17 protein-coding genes are annotated in these 21,072 nt (G+C 56.8%); 2 read left to right on the forward strand and 15 right to left on the reverse strand.

The window, feature by feature from the left end; translation table 11 throughout:
- Positions 1-20: 20 nt before the first annotated feature.
- The 14 genes from ACN28Q_RS15750 to ACN28Q_RS15815 form a co-directional block, all read right to left on the reverse strand.
- The gene (locus ACN28Q_RS15750) at positions 21-839 is read right to left on the reverse strand and encodes a shikimate 5-dehydrogenase (RefSeq protein WP_095847204.1); all 819 of its coding nucleotides are present in this window, start codon (positions 837-839) and stop codon (positions 21-23) included.
- 61 nt (positions 840-900) lie between these two features.
- Entirely contained in the window at positions 901-2,151 is a 1,251-nt protein-coding gene (locus ACN28Q_RS15755) for a zinc-binding dehydrogenase (protein ID WP_095847205.1), read from the reverse strand.
- Between the two features lie 28 nt (positions 2,152-2,179).
- Positions 2,180-3,010, reverse strand: coding sequence for a PTS system mannose/fructose/sorbose family transporter subunit IID (locus ACN28Q_RS15760; protein ID WP_095847206.1), 831 nt, complete (start codon positions 3,008-3,010; stop codon positions 2,180-2,182).
- A gap of 10 nt (positions 3,011-3,020) precedes the next feature.
- Positions 3,021-3,818, reverse strand: coding sequence for a PTS mannose/fructose/sorbose transporter subunit IIC (locus ACN28Q_RS15765; RefSeq protein WP_095847207.1), 798 nt, complete (start codon positions 3,816-3,818; stop codon positions 3,021-3,023).
- Between the two features lie 96 nt (positions 3,819-3,914).
- On the reverse strand, positions 3,915-4,406 hold the full coding sequence (locus tag ACN28Q_RS15770; RefSeq protein ID WP_095847208.1) for a mannose/fructose/sorbose PTS transporter subunit IIB: 492 nt from the start codon (positions 4,404-4,406) through the stop codon (positions 3,915-3,917).
- On the reverse strand, positions 4,403-4,831 hold the full coding sequence (locus ACN28Q_RS15775; protein ID WP_095847209.1) for a PTS sugar transporter subunit IIA: 429 nt from the start codon (positions 4,829-4,831) through the stop codon (positions 4,403-4,405). Before ACN28Q_RS15775 ends, ACN28Q_RS15770 begins: the two co-directional genes overlap by 4 nt.
- Before the next feature lie 10 nt (positions 4,832-4,841).
- Positions 4,842-5,648 carry an SDR family oxidoreductase gene (locus tag ACN28Q_RS15780; RefSeq protein ID WP_095847210.1) on the reverse strand — a complete coding sequence of 269 codons (807 nt, stop codon included), beginning with the start codon at positions 5,646-5,648 and terminating at the stop codon, positions 4,842-4,844.
- Positions 5,649-5,734: 86 nt separating this feature from the next.
- Entirely contained in the window at positions 5,735-6,694 is a 960-nt protein-coding gene (locus tag ACN28Q_RS15785; protein ID WP_095847211.1) for a sugar-binding transcriptional regulator, read from the reverse strand.
- Between the two features lie 350 nt (positions 6,695-7,044).
- Positions 7,045-8,082, reverse strand: coding sequence for a LacI family DNA-binding transcriptional regulator (locus ACN28Q_RS15790; protein ID WP_165907041.1), 1,038 nt, complete (start codon positions 8,080-8,082; stop codon positions 7,045-7,047).
- Positions 8,083-8,103: 21 nt separating this feature from the next.
- Entirely contained in the window at positions 8,104-9,513 is a 1,410-nt protein-coding gene (locus tag ACN28Q_RS15795) for a sucrose-6-phosphate hydrolase (protein WP_095847212.1), read from the reverse strand.
- Entirely contained in the window at positions 9,513-10,886 is a 1,374-nt protein-coding gene (locus tag ACN28Q_RS15800; protein WP_095847213.1) for a sucrose-specific PTS transporter subunit IIBC, read from the reverse strand. The genes ACN28Q_RS15795 and ACN28Q_RS15800 overlap by 1 nt, the downstream gene beginning before the upstream one ends.
- A 482-nt stretch (positions 10,887-11,368) precedes the next feature.
- Positions 11,369-12,316, reverse strand: a complete 948-nt coding sequence (locus ACN28Q_RS15805) for a fructokinase (protein WP_095847214.1) — start codon at positions 12,314-12,316, stop codon at positions 11,369-11,371.
- Between the two features lie 177 nt (positions 12,317-12,493).
- The gene (abgT, locus tag ACN28Q_RS15810) at positions 12,494-14,020 is read right to left on the reverse strand and encodes a p-aminobenzoyl-glutamate transporter (protein WP_095847215.1); all 1,527 of its coding nucleotides are present in this window, start codon (positions 14,018-14,020) and stop codon (positions 12,494-12,496) included.
- 193 nt (positions 14,021-14,213) lie between these two features.
- Complete coding sequence (locus tag ACN28Q_RS15815; RefSeq protein WP_095847216.1) at positions 14,214-15,527, reverse strand: M20 family metallo-hydrolase; 1,314 nt, start codon at positions 15,525-15,527, stop codon at positions 14,214-14,216.
- 241 nt (positions 15,528-15,768) lie between these two features.
- On the opposite strand from ACN28Q_RS15815, the gene ACN28Q_RS15820 reads away from it, so the two are divergent.
- Entirely contained in the window at positions 15,769-16,665 is an 897-nt protein-coding gene (locus ACN28Q_RS15820; protein WP_095847217.1) for a LysR family transcriptional regulator, read from the forward strand.
- A gap of 56 nt (positions 16,666-16,721) precedes the next feature.
- On the opposite strand, the gene ACN28Q_RS15825 is transcribed toward ACN28Q_RS15820, so the two are convergent.
- On the reverse strand, positions 16,722-19,433 hold the full coding sequence (locus tag ACN28Q_RS15825; RefSeq protein WP_095847218.1) for a cation-transporting P-type ATPase: 2,712 nt from the start codon (positions 19,431-19,433) through the stop codon (positions 16,722-16,724).
- Between the two features lie 553 nt (positions 19,434-19,986).
- On the opposite strand from ACN28Q_RS15825, the gene ACN28Q_RS15830 reads away from it, so the two are divergent.
- Complete coding sequence (locus ACN28Q_RS15830; RefSeq protein ID WP_165907040.1) at positions 19,987-21,072, forward strand: efflux RND transporter periplasmic adaptor subunit; 1,086 nt, start codon at positions 19,987-19,989, stop codon at positions 21,070-21,072.

The following is a 21,072-nucleotide window of genomic DNA, read 5'->3' on the forward strand; positions in this document are numbered from 1 at the left end:
GCTGGCTTTTTTATTGTGGCCTAGCCGCGGGCATGTGCGGCGGCCTGCGCCACCTGCGCATCGGTTGGCCGTACCCCGGTGTACAACACAAACTGTTCCAGCGCCTGCAGCGCTATCACCTCGGCGCCGGTAATCACCTGTTTGCCTTTTTCCCGCCCGTAGCGAATTAACGGCGTTTCCGCCGGCAATGCAACCACGTCAAAGACGATGCTGGCGGCATCGATAGCGGCAGGCGGAAACGCCAATTGATCCGTTTCCGCGCCGCCTGCCATGCCGATCGGCGTGACGTTGATCACCATCGCCGCTTGCAGATCCCCCAATTCGGGCTGCCATGAGTAGCCGTACTGCGCCGCCAGCGCTTTGCCGGCGGCTTCATTACGGGCGATGATATGGCCGTCGGCGAACCCGGCATCGCGCAATGCTGCCGTCACCGCTTTCGCCATGCCGCCGCTGCCGCGCAGGGCAAAGCGGGTGGTCGGCGGCACCTGGTATTGCGCCAGCAGTTTGGCTATCGCGATATAGTCGGTGTTGTAGGCGCGCAGATATCCCGCGTCATTGACGATGGTATTCACCGAGTCTATGGCTTTGGCCGAAGGATCGAGTTCGTCCAGGAACGGGATGCAGCTCTCCTTGAACGGCATGGAGATCGCGCAGCCGCGGATCCCCAACGCCCTGACGCCCCCCACCGCGGCCTGAATATCCTGGGTGGTGAATGCCTTGTAAATGAAGTTCAGCCCCAGTTCCTGATACAGGTAGTTATGAAAGCGGGTGCCGAAGTTGCCGGGGCGGCCGGACAGCGACATGCACAGTTGGGTGTCTTTATTGATTTCACGGCTCATGGTTGGTCCTTCTCTTTCACACAAGGTTGACCCATTCAGCTTACGCCAAATGTTAGAGGATTCAGATGCCGGGGGCGTTTTTCAGCACAAAATCCTCGGCTTGCTTCGACCACAGACCGCCGTTTGCCACCAGTAGCTGCTTCAGTTGGCGCAGAAAGTCCGTTTCCGGCTCTTCCTGCAACAACGTATTGAGGCTAATCAGCGGCAGCGCCTTCTGGGTGTACACCATTTTCTTGCCGCCAATGATCTGCGGCAGGTTAAGGGTGGTGTGTGCCGCCGCGTCCAGGCCGAGGATGTGCGAAACCACTTTGCGGACATCGATTTTTTTCTCTTCAATCAGTTTCACCGCGGCGCGCATATCGGCGGTATTGCCGCCGGAGGTGCCGACATAGTGAGTAAACGCATAGTGTATGTCATAGAAATTGATCGGCGCGCTGAAGGCCTTGTCCTGCGGCCCGGCGAAGAAATTGACGCAGCCGTCCGGCGCCAGCAGCGAAGAGGCCAGGGTGACTAATTCGGCCGAAGGCACAAAAATGAAGATATCGTCATAGCCGGCGCCTTCCGTCAGGCCAAGCAAATGGCTGCGCTGATCTGCCAACGTGTGGGCGTTCAAATAATGCACCTGCACGCCGTTATCGGCTGGATAGTGGCGCTGTGCATGGCGCAGTTTTTCTTCCTGCCGATCGGTCACGACCAGCCGTTGCGGCTGCACGGGGCCATGCAGCGCATAGTCAATCGCCAGCAGCCCCATCGGGCCGGTGCCGCCGAGGATTAACAGGTTGCCGCCGGGTTTGATGCCCATGGTGTGGTTATAACCGCCGGCGGCCAGGTGGTAATTGGCATTGAACGCGCCGATGACGCACGACAACGGCTCTACCAGCGAGCCTTCAAAATAGCAGTCGCCCTGGTAGCTAAGCAGGCAGTCCTGTTCCATCACCTCGTTTGGGATCAGCACATGGGTGGCTTCACCGCCCACGAACGGGAAGGAATACCCCGGGCAATCGGGGCGATCCGGCAGTTGCAGGTTGGCCTGAATCACGTAACGGCTACCGGCGGCGAACTTGTGCTGCCATTTTTTGCCGACGCGCAGGATCTCGCCGCAGAACTCATGGCCAATAATGATCGGGTTTTCCGCCACGTTATTCGGTACCTTTTTATGGTCGGCACCCTGGTTGGCTTCTTTCCAGGAGGAAAGGCAGATGCTGTCGGTCATTACCGTTGCCAGGATTTCATCCTCCGCCATGTCCGGCAGTGCAAACTGCTCAAGGCGCAGATCGTTTTTGCCATACAGGCGTAATGCGGTTGTTTTCATAGGGCCCTCTGTATTGTCAGGTAGAAAATCAGGAAAGAATGCCGAACCCGTAGCCGAAGATGCCCAGCCCAAACAGGGAGAAGATCAGCCAGATCGGGTTTATCTTGCGTTTGAGCAGGCGCATCATCAGCAGCGTGAGCGCCAGCGCCAGCAGGCCGGGGCAGAGTTGATCGAGGATGTTTTGCACCGTCATCACCACCGGTTCGCCCTGCGGGCCGGGGGTTTGCGAGACCACCAGCGGCACGTTGATGCTGGTCCACTTGGTGACCAACACCCCCATAATGAACAGCCCGAGGATCGAAGCGCCTTCGGTCAGTTTCTGCAGCAGGTTGCCCGCCATGTCCTTGACGATATCCACGCCCTTGCGGAAGCCGTACTGCAACCCGAACCACTTCAGCGCCAGCCGCACCAGGTTGAAGCAGAAAAAGAACAAAATCGGGCCCATCACATTGCCGCTTAGCGCCAGCGAAGCGCCCAGCGCGGCGGTGATCGGGCGCAGCGTGCCCCAGATCAGCGGATCGCCCACGCCGGCCAGCGGGCCCATCAGGCCGACCTTCAGGCTGTTGATGGCGCCTTCGTCAATGTCGGCGCCATTGGCGCGCGACTCTTCCATCGCGGCGGTGACGCCCAGCACCGGGCCGACCACCGCCGGGGTGGTGTTGAAGAACACCAGATGGCGTTTCATCGCCGCGATCTGATCTTCTTTCAACGGGTACAGCCGTTTGATCGCCGGGATCATGTCGTAGCAGAAACCCAGGCCGTGGATCCGTTCATAGTTGAATGACGCCTGCTGCAGGTTCGAACGCAGAAACATGCGGAACAGATCGGATTTGGTCAGGCGTTTTGGGGAATGGTTCATGGCGATGCTCCTAGTCTTCCAACTCGTCGATGCGTTGGCTATTGCCGCGGGCGGCAGCGTTGTTCGATTGGTGGTAGTTCGGGTTCAGCTGGATATAAATCAGCGCGATAATCAGGCCGATGCCGCCAAAGGCTAACAGGCTGAAGTTGAGGTAGCCGCCGACCAGAAACCCGAGGAAGAAGAACGACATCAGATACTTAACGCCCATCATGTTGAGCACCATGGCGTAGCCGACCACCACGATAAAGCCCCCGGCGATCTGCAAACCGCGCGTGACCACTTCCGGGATGGCGTTCAACATTTGGCTGACAGTGTCGGCGCTGACGAACATCGCCACCAATAGCACCGGAATCGCCACCCGCAGCGCTTGTACCCCAAGGGCAGAGACGTGCAGTAGGTCAACCAGGCCGAAGTTGGCTTTTTCCGCCGCCTTGTCGGCGGCGTGCTGGAATACCACGGTAATGGTGCGGGCGAAGACGGTGAGCACCTGGCCGGCGGCGGCGACCGGCAGTGCGATGGCGATGCCAGTGGGAATGCTTTGCTGGCCGACAATCACCAGAATGGTGGAGATGATGCTGGCGAGCGCCGAATCGGGCGACTGCGCGGCGCCTATATTCATCCAGCCCAGGGCGATCAGCTCCAGCGTACCGCCTAAAATCACGCCGGAAGTCATATCGCCCAGAATCAGACCGGTGATGGTGCAGGCAATCAGCGGGCGGTGCGTTTGGAACTCATCGAGCACGCTGCCCATGCCGGCAATACAGGCAAAGAGAAATATAAAGATGATTTGTAGGATACTTATTTCCATGATGGTGCGCCTTACGTTTTTTGTGTAAAACAACCCCATGTTTCATGCGGGGCATGAAATGCGATTAATGATTAAATAAAATGACTATTTGTTTTTTTAACTGAACTCAACGGCATTAATTTTGCTGATAAAATCTATTTTCGGATCGGAGATCACCACGCGCAGATCCAATTCCACACCGGCGGCGGCCAACTGTTGAAAGGCCTCTATGTCTTGCTTGTCCAGCGAAACGGCTTTGGTGACCTGCGTTTTTCCAATACGGTACGCCATGCCGCCAATATTAATTTTCTTTATCTCGACACCGGCGTTAACCATACGCAGTACATCAGTCGGATTGGTGAATAAATAAAAAACCTTATCGTTGGCGTATTTTTCGTTATTGTGAACCGCAACGGCTTTTTCAATATTAACAATATTGACTTTTATTCCCGGCGGCGCGGCCTGTTTTAATAATGTTTTACGCAGTTCGTCGTTATAAACATCGTCATTGCAAATAATGATGCGATCGGCTCTGGCCTCTTTGGCCCAGACCGTGCTGACCTGGCCGTGGATCAGGCGATCGTCGATTCTGGCTAAGTTAATGATCATAAGAAATCCGCCTCTTCTTGTTCCAGGTTCTGTTGCAGGGCGCGCAGAGAGCACACGCTGGCTTTACCCACCTCAAGCAAATGGGCGGCAAGCTGTGTGGCGCTCATGTCATGCTGGTTATCGGCAATTTCCAGGCACAGCGGTAATGAAATACCGGTCACCACCTCCAGCGTGGGATCTTGCTGGGCCAGCGCCGCTGCGGCGTTATAGGGGCTGCCGCCGAACAGATCGACCGCAATAAGCCAGGGCTGCGGTGGCAATTGCGCTATACAGTGCTGCATAGCGTGCACGATATCTTCGGCGTTTTGCCCCTGGCGGAAGGCCAGCGGGTAGATAGGGCCGGTGGCGCCGTAAACCATCTGTACCGAATCGAGCAGCGCTGCGGAAAGTTCGCCGTGGGCGCACAGGATGATGGGGGTTGGCATCGCTATCCTCCTAGCCGCGCGTCTTGCCGCCGGCAATGTTGTAGGTGACGCCGGTGATATAGCTGGCGCGTTCGGAAAGCAGATAGGTGACGAAATCGGCGATTTCGCTCAGCCGGCCGACGCGCCCCAACGGGATGGCGTTTTTGCTGTAGCCGGCGCGCAGTTGTTCAACGCTGATATTGCGGGTGTAGGCCAGCGCCTGTTCGTAATCCAGCGTGCGCAGGCCGGTTTTTTCCAGGATGCCCGGCGCCACCCCCACCACGCGGATGCCGTACTTACCCAGCTCTTTCGCCCATGAGCGGGTGAAGCTGTACATGGCGGCTTTGGTGGCGGCATAGCAGCTTTGCCCTTCGGAGCCTTCCAGCCCGCTTTCCGAGGCGATATTGACGATCACGCCGCTACCTTGCTTCACCATCGTTTTCGCCACCGCCTGTGAGGCCAGATAAACGCCTTTCTGGTTCACCCCGGTCATTTTTTCGAAGGCGTCGTCATTGAGTTCGTAGTCGCTGTTTTCCTGGGCGGGATCGACCAGCAGGCGCGGCAGGTTGATGCCGGCGTTGTTGACCAGCGCGTCAATACGGCCGTGAGTAACCAGCGTTTGGTCGACCAGGTTCGCCACGCTGTGGCGATCGGCGATATTGGTTTGAACAAACCGCAACTGCGGGTGCGGCGCGAATTCTTCCTGGCTGTGATTAACATCGGCCAATTGCACCCGTGCGCCGTTAGCCAGTAATTCTTCAACAATCGCCTTGCCGATGCCGGAAGCGCCGCCGGTGACGATAATCACCTTGTCTTTGATATTTAACCAGTCGTGCATAGTGTTCTCCATCGCGGATATTTATTTTGGGCAAAAGGGGACCGTCAGCGGTGTATTACCGCTTTGTGGTTTTTACCGTCTGTTACTTATTCATTAATGGTTAATAGTTTTTCTGCTGTCTCCTTGGTTGTCACCAGGCAATTAATATAGCCACCGCGCAGTGCGCCGATAATACCGGATAATTTTTCATAGGAATGCGCCACGCCAATGGCGTAATTGGCACGCTTGATTTTATCCAGTGTGATATTGATGGTTTTTTCTGAAAGATAGGTATCAATACGCTTGCCGGCGGCATCGTAAAAGCGTGAGCAAATATCGCCGGCCACCGCCGCGCTATTAAAATGCGCGATGGCGTCATTGCCGTAAAAGGCGCGCCAGGTGGACTGGCCGGTGATATTTGGCGAGCCGATGCCGAACACGGCAATATCAAGCCGATCCCAATATTCAGCGATGGTACGGTAATGCTGCGATTCCATAATGCCGTCGCGGATCAACTTTTGTTCAAGAATGGCAGGGAAATCAATCAGTTTAGACTCCGCCCGCATTTTTACCGCCGCGCTGTAGACAATGGTGTTGACGTGGTAGCGGCTTTCCAGCTTGCCGGAAGGCCCGCCGACCATCGGCACGCAGATAGCGCTTTTCTTACCGCAGCCATCAGCCATATGCTCCACGGTGGCCGCCAGCGCGCTGCCCCACGAGAAGCCGATAACATCACGATCCTCAATGATATTATTGAGAAAGTTGGCGCACAGCAGGCCGATGCTGTCGAGTTTCTCCTGCGGCGATTGCTCTGCGCCCACCGGGGAAACAATCGCCTCCTTCAGGCCGTAACGCTGTTTTAAGCGTTGTTCCAGTTGCAGGGTTTCATGGTACTGGTAATTGATGGCGATCGTCACAATGCCCTGATCGCGGATCTTTTTCAGCATCCTGCTGATGGTGGTGCGGTAAATCCCCAGCGATTTCGCGATCTGCGCCTGCGTCAGATCCTGCTCATAATACATTTGGGCAACTTTTATCAACAGGCGCAGATCGTTATTGCTTTCCATATATTACCCCGGATTAATTTGCACAAATGTGCAAATGGCGTTAGGCTGTTTCTGATTTGATATAAGCATTTCCCTCCGGCAGTGTCAAAACAGCGCACGCGAATATTTATCCATTTCCCGGCATTAACTTTCTATAAAATAAAAAAATACAGAATGAAATAATGCACTAATGTGCATTTTCATCTATTTGGTTGATCGCACTTACTTTTGTGGCAGAGGGAAAGGCGTGCACGTGTGAGCGAAAATCGGCGATGCATCACAGTTTTATTTTGGCAGGGAATAATGAAATGGCACAAATGTGCATTATTGGCTGGCGCTGCGCCAGGCCCGGGCGGGCCCGGCGGGCGGCATCAGGCGTTCAGTGCCTGTGAGCCGGGGTGGCGCCAGTGGATGGTGCCGGGCAGGTAAAGGCTGCGGTTGGCCGGCTCACGCTCGTCAATCAGCGCGGTGACCATGTCAAAGCTGAACTGCGCCAGGCCCTGGCAATCTTGGGCAATGGTGTCTATTTTCAGCGTCATGCAGTCAAACAGGTAATGGTCGTCAAAGCTGCACAGGTGGATGTCGCTTTCCATCAGCGAATGCTGCGTCAGGTAGCGCAACACCCCTTCCAGGATGCCGCAGGCGGCGGTGAACACCGCCTTGGGCGGCCGGCCAAGCTGGGCGCACAGCTGCGCAAACATCTCGTAGCCGGCGCTGGGGTGATAGTGCCCGTTGATGATCCACTCGGGTTTGCATGCCACGCCGGCGCGTTCAAGGCCAAGCTGGAAGCCGGCCAGGCGATCGCGGGTGGGGGAAATCCGCGGCTGCCCGCCGAGGAAATAGAACTCATCCGGGTGCTGGCGGGCGACGTTTTCCGCCAGAGTGGCGGTTGCGGATACCGAATCGGTGATCACCAGCGGCAGATCTGAATTGGCGATCAGGCGGTCCATCTGCACCACCGGCAGTCGGGCGTTGATCTTCTGGTATTCGGTGTCGTTCAGTTGGCTGGAGGCGACGATCAGCCCGTCGACCTGCCGTTGCACCAGGCTGTTAACCGCCATCATTTCCTGGCTGGGGTTTTCATCGGTGCAGGCGATCAGCAGTTGCAGGCCTGCTTCGCGGCACAGGGTTTCCAGCTCGCGAGAGATAACGGCAAAACCATAGTTGGTCACTTCCGGCACCACCAGCCCCAGGGTATGGCTGCGGCTAGAGCGCAGCGAGCGGGCATGGAAACTGGGTTGGTAGTGGTGCTCATTGGCTAACGCCATAATGCGATCGCGGGTCTCATCCGAAACGCGATATTCCTTGCTGCGGCCGTTGAGCACCAGGCTGGCGGTCGACTTCGACACGCCAGCCAAGGCTGCGATATCACTGATGGTAATGCGTTTATTTTTTTTCACTGACAGCATCTGAATTCGTCACAGGGTGACTCATTCTAGCATGCATGACGCCATCGGCCAGTGTTGTAACGTGACTGTAGCATCTCCGGCCAATGCCAACTGCGGCGCTGGCGTTGGGAAGTAACGCGAACTCATCACCGCTTCGCCGTGGTTAATGAAGATTTCCACGCTGGAACGGTCAAACAGTATCTGCAGGTGCGTCACCTGGCCGCGCCAGTAGCGGTGCTCTGGCTTGCCGCTGTGCAGGTTGGCGCGCGTGAGCTGCAGGCGTTCGCCGTCCCAGGCCAGAGTCATGCCATCGCCGAAGCGGGCGCTGAACGGGCCGCTTGGGGCCAGTTGCAGCTCGGCGCTGCCGATCGCCAGCGCCGGGGCGTCGCCGGCTTTGCCTTGCCACTGGGTGAGTTCGCCGCGCAGTTGCTGCAGTTCGCGCGCCGGCCGTTGGTACAGCTTCGCGTTGTTCCATGTCAGTTCGCGCGGGCAGGTCATGGTGTGGATCCAGCCGTAGCCCACCGTCGGATGGTCGTCTTCATCCTGTTCCGGCACGCCCATCCAACCGATTAACAGGCGGCGGCCGTCTTCGGCCAGGGTTGTTTGCGGCGCGTAGAACTCAAACCCGGCGTCCAGCTCATGGAAAGCGCCATGGGCAAAACGCGCGGCCTGATAATCCAGGCTGCCGCTAAAATACCCGGCCTGATAAACGTTAAGGTAGCATTCCTCTTGCGCCGCCAGCCCCTGCGGGCAGCAGATCAGCACGTCCTGGCCATCAACGTTGAACAGATCTGGGCATTCCCACATGTAGCCGAAATCGCCTAGGCCGTTGAGCCGCGAACCGGCGATTTCGCCCAGCAGTTGCCAGGCGCGCAGATCGTCGGAGCGCAGCAGCAGCACTTTGCCCTGATCTTGCAAATCGCGTGCGCCCAGCACCATGTACCAACTGCCTTGGTGGCGCCAGACTTTGGGATCGCGCACGTGGCCGCTGTAGCCTTCCGGCAGCGGCAACACCGGGCCGAGTTTGTCATACTCGCCCAGTTCGCCTTCCCGTGCCAAGCACTGGTAGGCGGTGCGGGAGCCGTCCGGGAACTTTACGTTGCCGGTATACACCAGCACGATGGCGCCGTCTTGCGCCACCGCGGAGCCGGAATAGCAGCCGTGGCTGTCATAACAGTTGCCGGGCAGCAGCGCCACCGGCTGGTGCTGCCAGTGCACCAGATCGCGCGATTGCCAGTGGCCCCAGCACTTGCGGGTGTGATCGCAGGCCAAGGGGTTCCACTGGTAAAACAGGTGAAAGGTGCCGTTATGCTGGATAAAACCGTTGGGATCGTTCAGCAAACCCACGCTTGGCGCCAGGTGCCAGGCCGGGCGGTGCGGATCGCTTGCGGCACGTTGCTGGCCATTCATCAGGGCCAGCGCCGCCTGTTTCATCAAGCTCAATTCTTCCATTATTCACTGTCCGCCGTGTTGTATTTCAGCAGCAGGGAAACAATAAAGGCGCTGCCGAAAGCGATAACCAAACCAATAATATAGTTCATCAGTGAGCTGGCTTGCGCAATCGCCATGCCGGGAACGGCGGTCAGGCCGACGGCGTTCATCCCTACGTGGTTGGCAACCACCCAGGCGCCGCCCAGCGCGCCGCCGATCAGTGCGGCCACGAACGGTTTCACAAAGCGCAGGTTGATGCCGAACAGCGCCGCTTCGGTCACGCCAAGCATGGCGGAAAACGCAGAAGGCACCACGATAGCCTTAATCTTGGCATCTTTGGTTTTGAAATACACGGCCAGGCAAGCGCCGCCCTGTGCGATATTGGCCATGGCCCAGATAGGCAGCAGGAAGTTAACGCCGATATTCGGGTTGCCCAGCAGGCCGGCTTCAATCGCGTGGAAGCTGTGATGGATACCGGTGATGACGATCACGGAGTACAAACCGCCGAACAGCAGCCCTGCCAGCCAGCCGGCGTGGGCAATCAGGTTGCTAAGCACGAAGGAGATGCCGTCGCCCAGGGCGCGGCCGGCCGGGCCGATGAACAGCATGGCGATAAAGCCGGAGATGATCACCGTCAGGAACGGCGTCAGGATCAGATCGAGCGCGTTCGGGATCACTTTACGCAGCTGTTTTTCCAGCAGGCTCATGAACCATACCGCCAGCAATACCGGGAATACTGTGCCCTGATAGCCGATCATGGCGATATCCAGACCGAAGAAATTCATGGTCGGGTAGCCGCTGGCGATGCCCCAGGCATTGGTCAGCGCCGGGTGGATCATAATGCCGCCGAGCGTGGCGCCCAGATAAGGGTTACCGCCGAATTCGCGCGCGGCGGTGAAACCGATCAGGATCGGCAGGATGATGAACGCCGCAGAGCTGAACATATCCAGCATGATGAACAGGGCGCTGTCGGCATCGGCCCAGCCGTAGGTTTTCACCATACCGAGCAGGCCCATCAGCAGGCCGGATGCCACAATGGCAGGGATGATCGGCACAAAGATGTTGGAAAGCAGGCGGGCGATGCGTTGCAGCGGGTTCAGTTTTTTCGCGGCGATATTGGCGGCTTCTGATTTGCTGGATTCGCTGACGCCGGCGGCTTTGATAAATTCCGCATGGACTTTGTTCACCAGCCCCGTGCCGAAGATCACCTGAATTTGCCCGGCGTTGCTAAAGCAGCCCTTTACGCCTTCCAGTTTACCGATGGCCGCCTTGTCTACTTTGCTGTCGTCGACCAGCACCAGGCGCAAACGGGTTGCGCAGTGTGCCGCGCTAGCGATGTTATCTTTACCACCGAGCAGTGGTAACAACGCCTTGGCGGTTGCAGTAATATCCATGTTATCCCCTATATATACAAAAACGCCGCTGTTGGCTTTGCCACAGCGGAAATGAGTCGGTCAGCGTGAGAAACGTACTGAAAGCCCGGTTCAGGCGCCGGTTTGTCTGTGCGTCGCAGCGCGCGCAAGACGGTTGCGGCCGAAACCAAAATGCCGGGCCAGGTAAACGGGGGGAACCCCGTTATGCCAGCCAGATAGCGTGGGTTTTCACCATGCTGATGCGTTATATGAACGCATTATGATGTTTGCTAAATTGCTAAACCGATTTTTCTTGGCCGTAAGATAATAAATGTCCGTGTAACTTGGCAACGAAGTTGACGAATAGGATCCCGCTAATGTGATCAAGCGCCCAATTTAGCTCGAAATGTGATTGTTTATTGACCAAACACATAAGCGCTAAAGGAACTCGCCATAACGCCATTCATCGCAACAAACATGAATGGCGTTGTCGCACGGGCCTGCCGCGCAAGCCTATATGGTGCTCAGGCTTGCTGATGCAGGTGTTTTTTCAGGAAGGCCATCAGTTCGTTGGCGCGCGGCAGCGCCGTCATGGCGCCTTTTTCCGTGGTTGCTAACGCGCCGCAGGCCTGGGCCTGAGCGATCACCGCTGCCCATTCGTCGTCATTCGGCAGGCGGCCAAGCACCGCCAGTGCGGCCAGCAGCCCGGCCACGAAGGCATCGCCCGCGCCGGTGGTATCCACTGGGGTGATCGACATGGCGTTGAAATGATGATGCTGTTTGCCATCGTGAATGCAAACGCCTTTGCCGCCGAGGGTCACCAGCAACAGCTTCAGCGGGAAGTGGGCCATCATCCAGTCAACCGCGCTTTCCAATTCATCAATCTTGCTGATGAAGCTCAGCTCATCCTGCGAGATTTTTACCACGTCGGCCAGCATCAGCGCTTGTTCCAGATTCCGGCGTAGTTCTTCCGGGTCTTTCCAGATGTCTTCGCGGATGTTGGGATCAAAACTGACCCAGCCGCCTGCGGCCCGGATGTTTTCCATCGCGGTAAACGTGGTGCTGCGGCTGGGTTCCTGAGAAAGCGCGATAGAACACACATGCAGCCATTCGCTGGATTGGAAGGTTGGCAAATCGCTGGGTTGCAGGAACAGATCGGCGCTGGGGCTGACCATGAAGGTGAATGAGCGCTCACCTTGCTGATCCAGATCCACGACCACGGTCGACGTGTGGTATTCGCTGTCTTGCGTCATATGCTGGGTGTTGACGCCTTCGTCACACAGCACCTGCTGCAGGAAAGAACCGAAACTGTCGTTACCCACGCGGCCGATAAAGGCGCTATTGCCCCCCAGACGCGCGATGCCTACCGCAACGTTGGCCGGTGCGCCGCCGGGGCATTTTAGGTAACTGTTTGAATTTCCTGGCACCAGGTCGACGACGGCGTCACCCAGAACCCACACGCGATTAGCCATGATTAATCCCTGCTTTTTTAACGTAGATAGATGGGGTGCTAAAATAGAAGAACCGATTTAGCAATGCAACAAATTATCTGAGAGATGTTAACCAGATCAAAATTGTGAGCCGTCATCGGGCCATTTTTTTGCAATAGTTGCTTTTCTCCCCGGTAAAGCGCCGGGGAGCATTGCAGATTAACCCAGTTTTGGGTATATGCCCGGGCCAATCGGCAGGCCAAGCGCATACCAGGCCAGCAGCAACAGGATCCAGACGCTGAAGAATACCAGCGGGTAGGGGATGATCAGCATGTAGTAAGTGCCCAACTGCGCATCCTTGCGATAGCGCTGCAAGAAGCCGAGGAACAGCGGCAGAAACGGCGACATCGGCGCCAGCGGCAAGACGGAGGAGTCGGCGATGCGGAAAATCATCTGGGCGAACGCCGGGTGGAAGCCCAGCAGGATGAACATCGGCACGAAAATCGGCGCCAGAATCGACCAGATTGCCGAACCGCTGGCGATAAACATGCACAGGAAGGCGGAAAGGAACATCAGGCCAAGAAACGCCGGGGCGCCGCTCATGCCGGCGGCTTCGAGCATATCCGTCAGGCCGATGGCCATGAACTTGCCCATGTTGCTCCAGTTGAAAAAGGCGACAAACTGCGACAGCGGAAACACCATCACGATAAAGCCCGCCATATTTTTCATTGGATCGATCAACAGATTAGGAACGTCGTCTGCGCGGCGGATCTGCTTGGTGACCACGCCATAGGTAATGGCGACGGCGAAAAAGAACAGAATGATGATCGGCACGATGCCTTTGATGAACGGCGAAGGGATGATCGAGCCGGTTTTCGGATCGCGCAGCGGCGCGGATTCCGGCACCACCAGCGCGGCGATCGCCGCAATAAAGATCAGCGCGGCAATGCCGCTCATCATCAGGCCACGATTTTGCAGCGGGGTCAGCGCTTCAATTTTGTCTTCGGCGCCGCCTTCCCAGGCCGGCAGGCGGGGTTCAATGACCTTATCGGTCAACAGCGCGCCGGCGATGGTCAGCACGATCACCGAGGTGGCCATAAAGTACCAGTTGTCGATCACGCTGACGTGCAGCGCGCCGTCCACCGCTTTGGCCGCTTCGGTGCTAATGCCGGAAAGTAGCACATCGGTGGTCACGATCAGCAGGTTGGCGGTAAAGCCGGAGGCGACGCCGGCGATGGCGGCCAGCAGCCCGGCGATCGGGTTGCGGCCAACCGCCAGGAAGATCAGGGCGCCCAGCGGCGGCATGACCACCAGTGCGGCATCTGAGGAAATATGGCTGAAAAAGGCGATAAACAGCACCATATAGCTGGCGTAACGGGCATTGACGTGCGAGGCCATTTTGTACATCAGCGCCTGCAACAGCCCAACTTTTTCCGCCAGCCCGGCGCCGATCACCAGCGCCAGAATCGCCCCCAGCGGGGCGAAGCTGCTGAAGTTGTGGATGATATTGGGGAAAATCCACTGGATCCCTTCCACGCTCAACAGGTTTTTCACCTGGATCTGTGCGCCGTTGGCCGGGTTTTTCACCACGACCCCGAGCCAGGAGAATAGCGCGGTGGCCAGCATCAGAATAATAATCAGATAAACGAATAACAAAAACGGATTGGGAATTTTATTCCCGATACGTTCAACCCAGTAAAAAATGCGGCTGGGTTTTTTGTCGGCTGTGTGAATCGCCTCATTCATATTCTACCCTCGGTGTTTGTCCTGTTGTGATATCCCATAGTTGGCGTTGCGCCGTTTTTTGCCGTGGGAAATTATTATTATTTGATTTATTTATAATTATTTTGTGTTGTGCTTGTTCCCGCCGCCCCAGCCGGCGCCTGGGCTGGGGGCGGTTATACCTACAGCGGCGAGGGTTTACCCCGCCGGGGGGGGCTTATCGTGTCTCGCCAAAGCTTGGCAGGTTGAGCGCCAAGGTCGCCAGGGTTTTCACCGCTACGGCCATGACCTGTTCATTGAAATCAAACTTTTCATTGTGGTGGCCGGCGCTCAGTTCGGTGCCAAAAATCACGTATGACGCCTGGCCGCCGTGCGCTTTCACCCGCTCCATCATGTAGGTGGCATCTTCCGAACCGGCCGCCTGTTCACGGCGTTGCACCACCGAGCGCAGTTCGCTGATGCCCTGGGCCTGGCGCTGGATATATTCCACCCACGGTTGCGTTGGTTTGCTGCTTTGCGCGGCCCCCATCAGGGCGATATCGCAGGTGACGCCGTGCATCTGGGCGGCGCCCTGAATCACGTTCAGCGCCTGTTGATAGACAAACTCGTTGATTTCATTGGTGGCGCCGCGGGTTTCCACCTTCATTAACGCTCGATCGGCAATCACATTTCGCCCGCTGCCGGCCTGCAGCACCCCTACGTTGATGCGCGAAGCGCCTTCGCTGTGGCGCGGGATGGCATAAAGCCCCAGGGTGGCCTGCGCCGCCGCCAGCAGTGCGTTGCGGCCGTCTTCCGGCTTGGCGCCGGCATGGGCGGCCGTGCCGCGAAAGGTGACGTCCAGCTTGCTGGTGGCCATAAAGCTGTCGCTGCCGCACACCAGTTCACCGGCGGGCACGCCGGTGCCGATATGGGTGGCAGTAAAGAAATCGACGTCGTCCACTACCCCGGCTTCCACCATGGATTTCGCGCCGCGCGTGCCTTCTTCCGCCGGCTGGAAAATCAGTTTGATGGTGCCGCTGAGCTGCGCCTCCAGGCGTTTGAAGACGTGCGCCAGCCCCAGGCCGATGGCGGTGTGGCCGTCATGCCCGCAGGCATGCATCATGCCGCTGTTGCAAGAGGCGAAACCTTCGCGGAACGGCAGGTGCGCCGGTTGCAGCAGTTCGTCCAGATCGAGGGCATCCATGTCGACGCGGTAGGCAATAGTCGGGCCGGGGCGGCCGGTTTCCAGCGTGGCGACAATGCCGGCGAAGCCGCCGGAAAAGTACGGCAGCCATTTCTCCAGCGCGCCCTGTTCGCGCGCGCGTTGCTCTTGCGCCAGCAGTGCTTCGGCCGAAGGCAAGCCCATGCGCGCATCGGCTTTGATGACTTCGCGGCCAAGCTGTAGCCGGTAACCTAAGCGATCCAACTGTTCCGCCACCAGCGTGGCGGTGCGGAATTCAAACCAGCCGGATTCCGCATAGCGGTGGAAGTCACGGCGCCAGGCCTGGAGCTGGGGCGAAAGTTCGGCGATTAACGTTGAGAGTGTATCCATCGTGATTTTCCGTAGTTATCGCGCCTGCGCAAAAGGCAGGCAGCATTGAAGCTCTGATAAATTGCATGAGAAAAAGCGTTAAATGTTGCTTATTTCCGTGGAAAAAGCGGAAAATTTTGATAAATGTGTAAAATAACGGATGGTTATTTATTATTCTTTTTCTCGAATGTACACAATGGAAACCGGATAAATAAGATGCCAATATCTTGTTATTGATAAACAACGGTTATCACCATTGCCTATGCCCGCCGCAATAAAACTGCATCAGCTGCGCGCCTTTGTGGCCGTTAGCCGCCACGGCAGCATTCGTGCCGCCAGCCGCATTTGCCATATTTCCCAACCGGCGCTGACCAAATCGATTCAGGAACTGGAAGCGTTTTTGGGCGCCAGGCTGTTTATCCGCCGCCGCGAGGGGGTGGTGTTGACGGACTGCGGGGATAACTTTTTCCAGCACGCCAGCCTGATTCTGGAAGAGCTGCGCGTGGCGCAGGAGGATATTCAACAGCGGTTGGGGCTTGCCGGCGGCACGGTGAACATCGGCATCGGCGGCAGCATTGCGCGCACGGTGATGCCGCAGGTGATCACGCAATTTCACCGCGAGTATCCCAACGTGAAGGTGCGTATCGTCGAGGGGCAGTTGGTTTCGATGATCCCGGCGCTGCGCCAGGGGGAGCTGGATTTTACCGTCAATACCTATTATCCCTGCGGCCAGGATAATGAATTGAGCTATGAACGGCTGATGGATAAAGAGTACAAGGTGGTGGTACGCAAGGGGCACCCGCTGGAAGGGGCGACAACGCTGCAAGAATTGCAACATTGCGACTGGACCATGCCGACGCCGCAGGGCAGCTACTACCGGCTGTTACATGAACTGTTCGGCAATATGGGAATACTGCCTGCGGTCAGCGTGACCTGTGAAACCTTCATGAGTTGCACCAGTCTGGTGGCGCAGAGCGATTTCGTCAGCATCCTGTCGGTGGATGTGATTTCGGATCCGATCATGGGGCGCCATCTGGTGGCGTTGGATTTGGCGGAAAGCCTGCCGATGGCGACGTTTTACCTGGTGCAGCGTAAGGACACGACGCTGACGCCGGTGGGGGCGCATCTGGCGCGCCTGTTCCGTATTTACTGCCGTTGATCTTAAGCGGGAAAGGGGCGGCGCCCGTGTGCAGGCGCCGCCTTTATCGGCTGCGGTTACGCCTTGCGCCAGCGGCGGGTCAGGCGTTTTTCAATTTCGACAATGATAAACAGCGCGACGCCGATGCCTAACGCAATCAGCCAGTAACGGAACGGCAGCGGTTGGGTACCGAACAGCGTGTTCATCAGCGGTACGTAGATAATCAGCGCTTGCAGCGCGACCAACGCGGCGGTGACGATCCAAATCCCTTTGTTCTGCAACAGGCCTCGGTTGAGTGAGAAGTGCTCGGAATCACGGCAGTTGATCATATACACCCACTGGGCTGTGACCAGCGTTTGCAGCAGCACGGTGCGGATAAATTCCGGGCTGTAACCGCGCGGCTGCAGCCAGGCTTCCAGAATAAAGGTGCTGATTGAGATCAGCAGCCCGACAAACACCACGCGCCAAATTGCGTAGCCGTCCATCACATGGCTTTTAACATTGCGCGGCGGGCGCCGCATGGCGTTTCTTTCCGCCGCTTCAAACGCCAGGCCGAAGGAGAGGGTGGCGGAGGTCGCCATGTTCATCCACAGAATTTGCACCGGCGTCAGCGGCAACAGGTTGCCCATCAGGATGGCGATGATGATCAACAACCCCTGCGCCAGGTTGGTGGGCATGATGAACAGGATGGTTTTTTTCAGGTTATCGTAAACCCGGCGGCCTTCTTTGACGGCATTGGCGATGGTGGCGAAGTTATCGTCCGCCAGGATCATATCAGCGGATTCTTTGGTTACCTCGGTGCCTTTAATCCCCATGGCGATGCCCACGTTGGATTGCTTCAGCGCCGGCGCATCGTTCACCCCGTCGCCGGTCATGCCGACGATTTCACCGGTTTTCTGCAGTGCCTTCACCAGGCGCAGTTTATGTTCCGGGCTGGTGCGGGCAAAGATGTCGTATTTCTGGGCGACGCCTTTAAGTTCTTCATCGTCCATGTGCTCAAGCTGATAGCCGGTAACGGAATCCGCGCTGTTGCCAATCCCCAGCATTTTGCCGATCGCCATCGCCGTCTCTTGGTGATCGCCGGTGATCATCTTCACGCGGATGCCGGCCTGTTGGCATTCGTCGATCGCGGTGATGGCTTCCGGGCGCGGCGGATCCATCATGCCGGCGATGCCGATCAGGATCATGCCGTCGTGCAGCATCGGGTGATCGAGTTTGTCGATCACCTCCTGCGGCGCTTTCCAGGCGGCGGCCACCATACGCAGGCCTTCGCGTGCGTAGCGTGCAATGGCGTTTTCCCAGTAGGTTTTATCCAGCGGTTCGGCGCCAGACGCCGTTTGCTGGAATTGGCACAGGTTCAGCAGGACGTCCGGCGCGCCGGTCAACAGAATTTGCGGTTGGTTGTCGACCTTACAGGCGATCGCCATATATTTGTACAGCGAATCAAAGGGGATCTTGGTGGTGATTTCATTCTGGGTGGCCGGCAGCCTGGCTTTCGCCGCCAGTACCTTCAGCGCCCCTTCGGTTGGGCCGCCGGTGATGGACCACAGCCCTTGTTTATCCTGCCGCAGCTGGCTTTCGTTACACAAATCCACGGCGCGCAGGAACTGGCTCAACAGCGTCGAGCTGTCTGGGGCGGTTGCGGTGGTTTCGCCATCGATATAGAAATCGCCCTGCGGCTCGTAGCTGTTGCCTTCCACCCGCCAGGTTTTATCTGCCAGGATCACCGCTTTCACCGTCATTTCATTCATGGTCAGCGTGCCGGTTTTATCCGAGCAGATCACCGACATGGCGCCCAGGGTTTCAACCGTCGGCAGTTTGCGAATGATGGCGCGCGAACGGGCCATGGCCTGTACGCCGAGCGAAAGAATAATCGAGATGATTGCCGGCAAGCCTTCCGGCACGGCGGCTACGGCCAGGCTGATCACGGCCAGCAGCAGCTCCGGCAACGGCATGTCGCGCAGCATATAGCCAAAAATCAACAGGCCGGCCATCATGAACAGGATGATGACGAAAATCGCCTTGCCCAGCTTATCGATCTGCACCAGCAGCGGGGTTTTGTTCTCCTCAATCGAGGAGATCATTTCGTTGATATGCCCAAGTTCCGTATTGCCGCCGGTGGCGATCACCACCCCAACGGCGGTACCGGAGCTGATGGTGGTGCCGGAGAACGCCAGGTTTTTACGATCGCCCAGTGATTTTTCGCCTTCGAGCCGATCGATTTTCTTTGATACGACGGTGGATTCCCCGGTCAGGATGGCTTCTTCCACCCGCAAATTATGCACTTCGATCAGGCGTAGATCGGCGGGAATACGATCGCCAGGGCGCAGCAGGACAATATCGCCGGGAACCAGCTGTTCGGTGCCGAGGGTCATATGCTGTCCATCGCGCGATACCTGCGCCTCGTTGGACAACATATTCTGAATGCTTTTCAGCGATTTTTCCGCGTTGTTTTCCTGGATAAAGCCGATGAGTGCGTTAATCACCGCAACGCCGAGGATCACCAGCGTATCGACCCAGTGGCCCATAATGGCGGTGACAACCGCGGCCGCCAGCAGGATATAGATCAGCACATCTTTAAAATGCGCAATAAATTTAATAAATAATGATTTGGATTGTGCCTGCGGTAAGACATTCGCCCCATATTGCGTTAAACGTTGCTGTGCTTCAGCGGCACTCAGGCCACTGGGTGTGGTGTTGAGTGCAGACAGGCTTTCTTCAACACTGCGCTGATACCATTCTTCCTGGGGTGAAATAGGATCCACGACAGGTGGCTTTATATCACTCATACGTCTGACTCCTGTTTGTTCCGGTTAATCCGGTTAGACATCATGGGGACAACCTTAATTTTCATATAAAAAATGTTAAAAAACGGTATGGGAATTTTGAATAACTTTCTTATTAGTTTTTTTATCCGATAAATAGGCATTTTACGGTTTTTCTAAATCAAAATATAAATCAAGCTTAAACCATAATATATTAAATACCACATTCAGATGTTTTTTAGCTTATAATCAAATTTATAGTCTTTCAAAACAGTTAGTTATAATTTTTTGAACGCAAAATGTGGCGATTTCCCTACGGGCGCGCAATAGTTAAAGATGGTGTGTTAATAATGAATACATACCCTGTTGCGCGCTGAATTTGCGTGGGTCAACCGTTTGTCTTCAATCTGGCAGCGGTAAGCAGCAATATAGGTTAGCACTGCTGAATATAGGGAATATTGCTCTTTGCCATTCATTTTCAGGTGGCTTCTTGCCTGCTCTAACAGGAAAAAGGCGAGCGTTTGCGCTTTGGGGCCAAAAAAACTATACCCCGTACTGTACGTAATGAGGTGAAGTGTTGAAAATCCATTTTCTGCTTGTCATTTTTTCCGCCCTGCTGCTGGCGGGCTGCGATCGTTCCGAACCGGAAGTGAATTCCCCTCCACGCCAGGTAAAAGTATTTACCGTCGATGAAACGCACCGCCTTGATAGCCGCGTTTTTCCGGCCCGCGTGTTGGCCGGGGATGATACCACGCTGTCTTTCAAGCGCGCCGGCCAATTACAACAGTTGAATATACGTGAAGGGGCCAAGGTCAAGGCTGGGGATATCCTGGCGCAGCTCAATGCGAGCGATGCCAGCCTGCGGGTAAAAGAACGCCAGAGTGCGTTTAACCTGGCGCAGCGTCAATTCGAACGTTTTTCCACCTTGGCGCAGCGGCATGTGGTTTCCCGCGCCGAGCTGGACGTGCAACGGGCCAATCGGGATTCAGCTTCCGCGGCGCTGAAAATAGCCCAGGAAGAGCTGCAATACCTGACGCTGCGCGCGCCGTTTGACGGCGTGATCGCCAGACTCAACGTGCGCAACCACCAGGTGGTTGCCGCCGGGCAGGCGATCGCCACTTTGAGCAGCCTGCAATCGCTGGACGTGGTGTTCAATGTGCCGGAAAGCCTGTTTACCAGCCTGGACGTGCGCAACGTCAATTATCGCCCGCGGGTGCGCATCAATAATCTGCCGGATCGCGAGTTTATCGCCAGCTATAAAGAGCATGCCACCAATACCGATTCCGGCACCTTGACCTACCAGATCACCTTGACCATGCCGCGCCCGGCGGATTTGCCGGTGGTCGGCGGCATGAGCGGCACCGTTTCCATTAATCTGGGCAATTTACCGACCGCTGCGCAGGCCAGCGCCATGGTGGTGCCGGTCGAAGCCGTGTTCAACCCGGATAAAAGCCAACTGAACCAGGCGCACGTCTGGGTGATTAAAGAGGAGAACGGCGCCTTGCGGGTGGAGGACCGCGTGGTCAAGGTTGGCCAGATAACCTCGCAGGGCATTGAAATCACCGCCGGCTTACAGCCCGGCGATCGGATTGTCTCCGCCGGCGTCGGGGAGTTGCGCGCGCAGCAGCCGGTGCGCATCTGGACGCGGGAAAGGGGTCTGTGA

The sequence above is a fragment of the Gibbsiella quercinecans genome, from assembly GCF_002291425.1.
GTDB lineage: Bacteria > Pseudomonadota > Gammaproteobacteria > Enterobacterales > Enterobacteriaceae > Gibbsiella > Gibbsiella quercinecans.

Bases quoted from the DNA above. Each gene is read 5' to 3' on its own strand.
- ACN28Q_RS15750 (WP_095847204.1), bottom strand. From the start codon at position 839: ATGAGCCGTGAAATCAATAAAGACACCCAACTGTGCATGTCGCTGTCC.
- ACN28Q_RS15755 (WP_095847205.1), bottom strand. From the start codon at position 2,151: ATGAAAACAACCGCATTACGCCTGTATGGCAAAAACGATCTGCGCCTT.
- ACN28Q_RS15760 (WP_095847206.1), bottom strand. From the start codon at position 3,010: ATGAACCATTCCCCAAAACGCCTGACCAAATCCGATCTGTTCCGCATG.
- ACN28Q_RS15765 (WP_095847207.1), bottom strand. From the start codon at position 3,818: ATGGAAATAAGTATCCTACAAATCATCTTTATATTTCTCTTTGCCTGT.
- ACN28Q_RS15770 (WP_095847208.1), bottom strand. From the start codon at position 4,406: ATGATCATTAACTTAGCCAGAATCGACGATCGCCTGATCCACGGCCAG.
- ACN28Q_RS15775 (WP_095847209.1), bottom strand. From the start codon at position 4,831: ATGCCAACCCCCATCATCCTGTGCGCCCACGGCGAACTTTCCGCAGCG.
- ACN28Q_RS15780 (WP_095847210.1), bottom strand. From the start codon at position 5,648: ATGCACGACTGGTTAAATATCAAAGACAAGGTGATTATCGTCACCGGC.
- ACN28Q_RS15785 (WP_095847211.1), bottom strand. From the start codon at position 6,694: ATGGAAAGCAATAACGATCTGCGCCTGTTGATAAAAGTTGCCCAAATG.
- ACN28Q_RS15790 (WP_165907041.1), bottom strand. From the start codon at position 8,082: ATGCTGTCAGTGAAAAAAAATAAACGCATTACCATCAGTGATATCGCA.
- ACN28Q_RS15795 (WP_095847212.1), bottom strand. From the start codon at position 9,513: ATGGAAGAATTGAGCTTGATGAAACAGGCGGCGCTGGCCCTGATGAAT.
- ACN28Q_RS15800 (WP_095847213.1), bottom strand. From the start codon at position 10,886: ATGGATATTACTGCAACCGCCAAGGCGTTGTTACCACTGCTCGGTGGT.
- ACN28Q_RS15805 (WP_095847214.1), bottom strand. From the start codon at position 12,316: ATGGCTAATCGCGTGTGGGTTCTGGGTGACGCCGTCGTCGACCTGGTG.
- abgT (WP_095847215.1), bottom strand. From the start codon at position 14,020: ATGAATGAGGCGATTCACACAGCCGACAAAAAACCCAGCCGCATTTTT.
- ACN28Q_RS15815 (WP_095847216.1), bottom strand. From the start codon at position 15,527: ATGGATACACTCTCAACGTTAATCGCCGAACTTTCGCCCCAGCTCCAG.
- ACN28Q_RS15820 (WP_095847217.1), top strand. From the start codon at position 15,769: ATGCCCGCCGCAATAAAACTGCATCAGCTGCGCGCCTTTGTGGCCGTT.
- ACN28Q_RS15825 (WP_095847218.1), bottom strand. From the start codon at position 19,433: ATGAGTGATATAAAGCCACCTGTCGTGGATCCTATTTCACCCCAGGAA.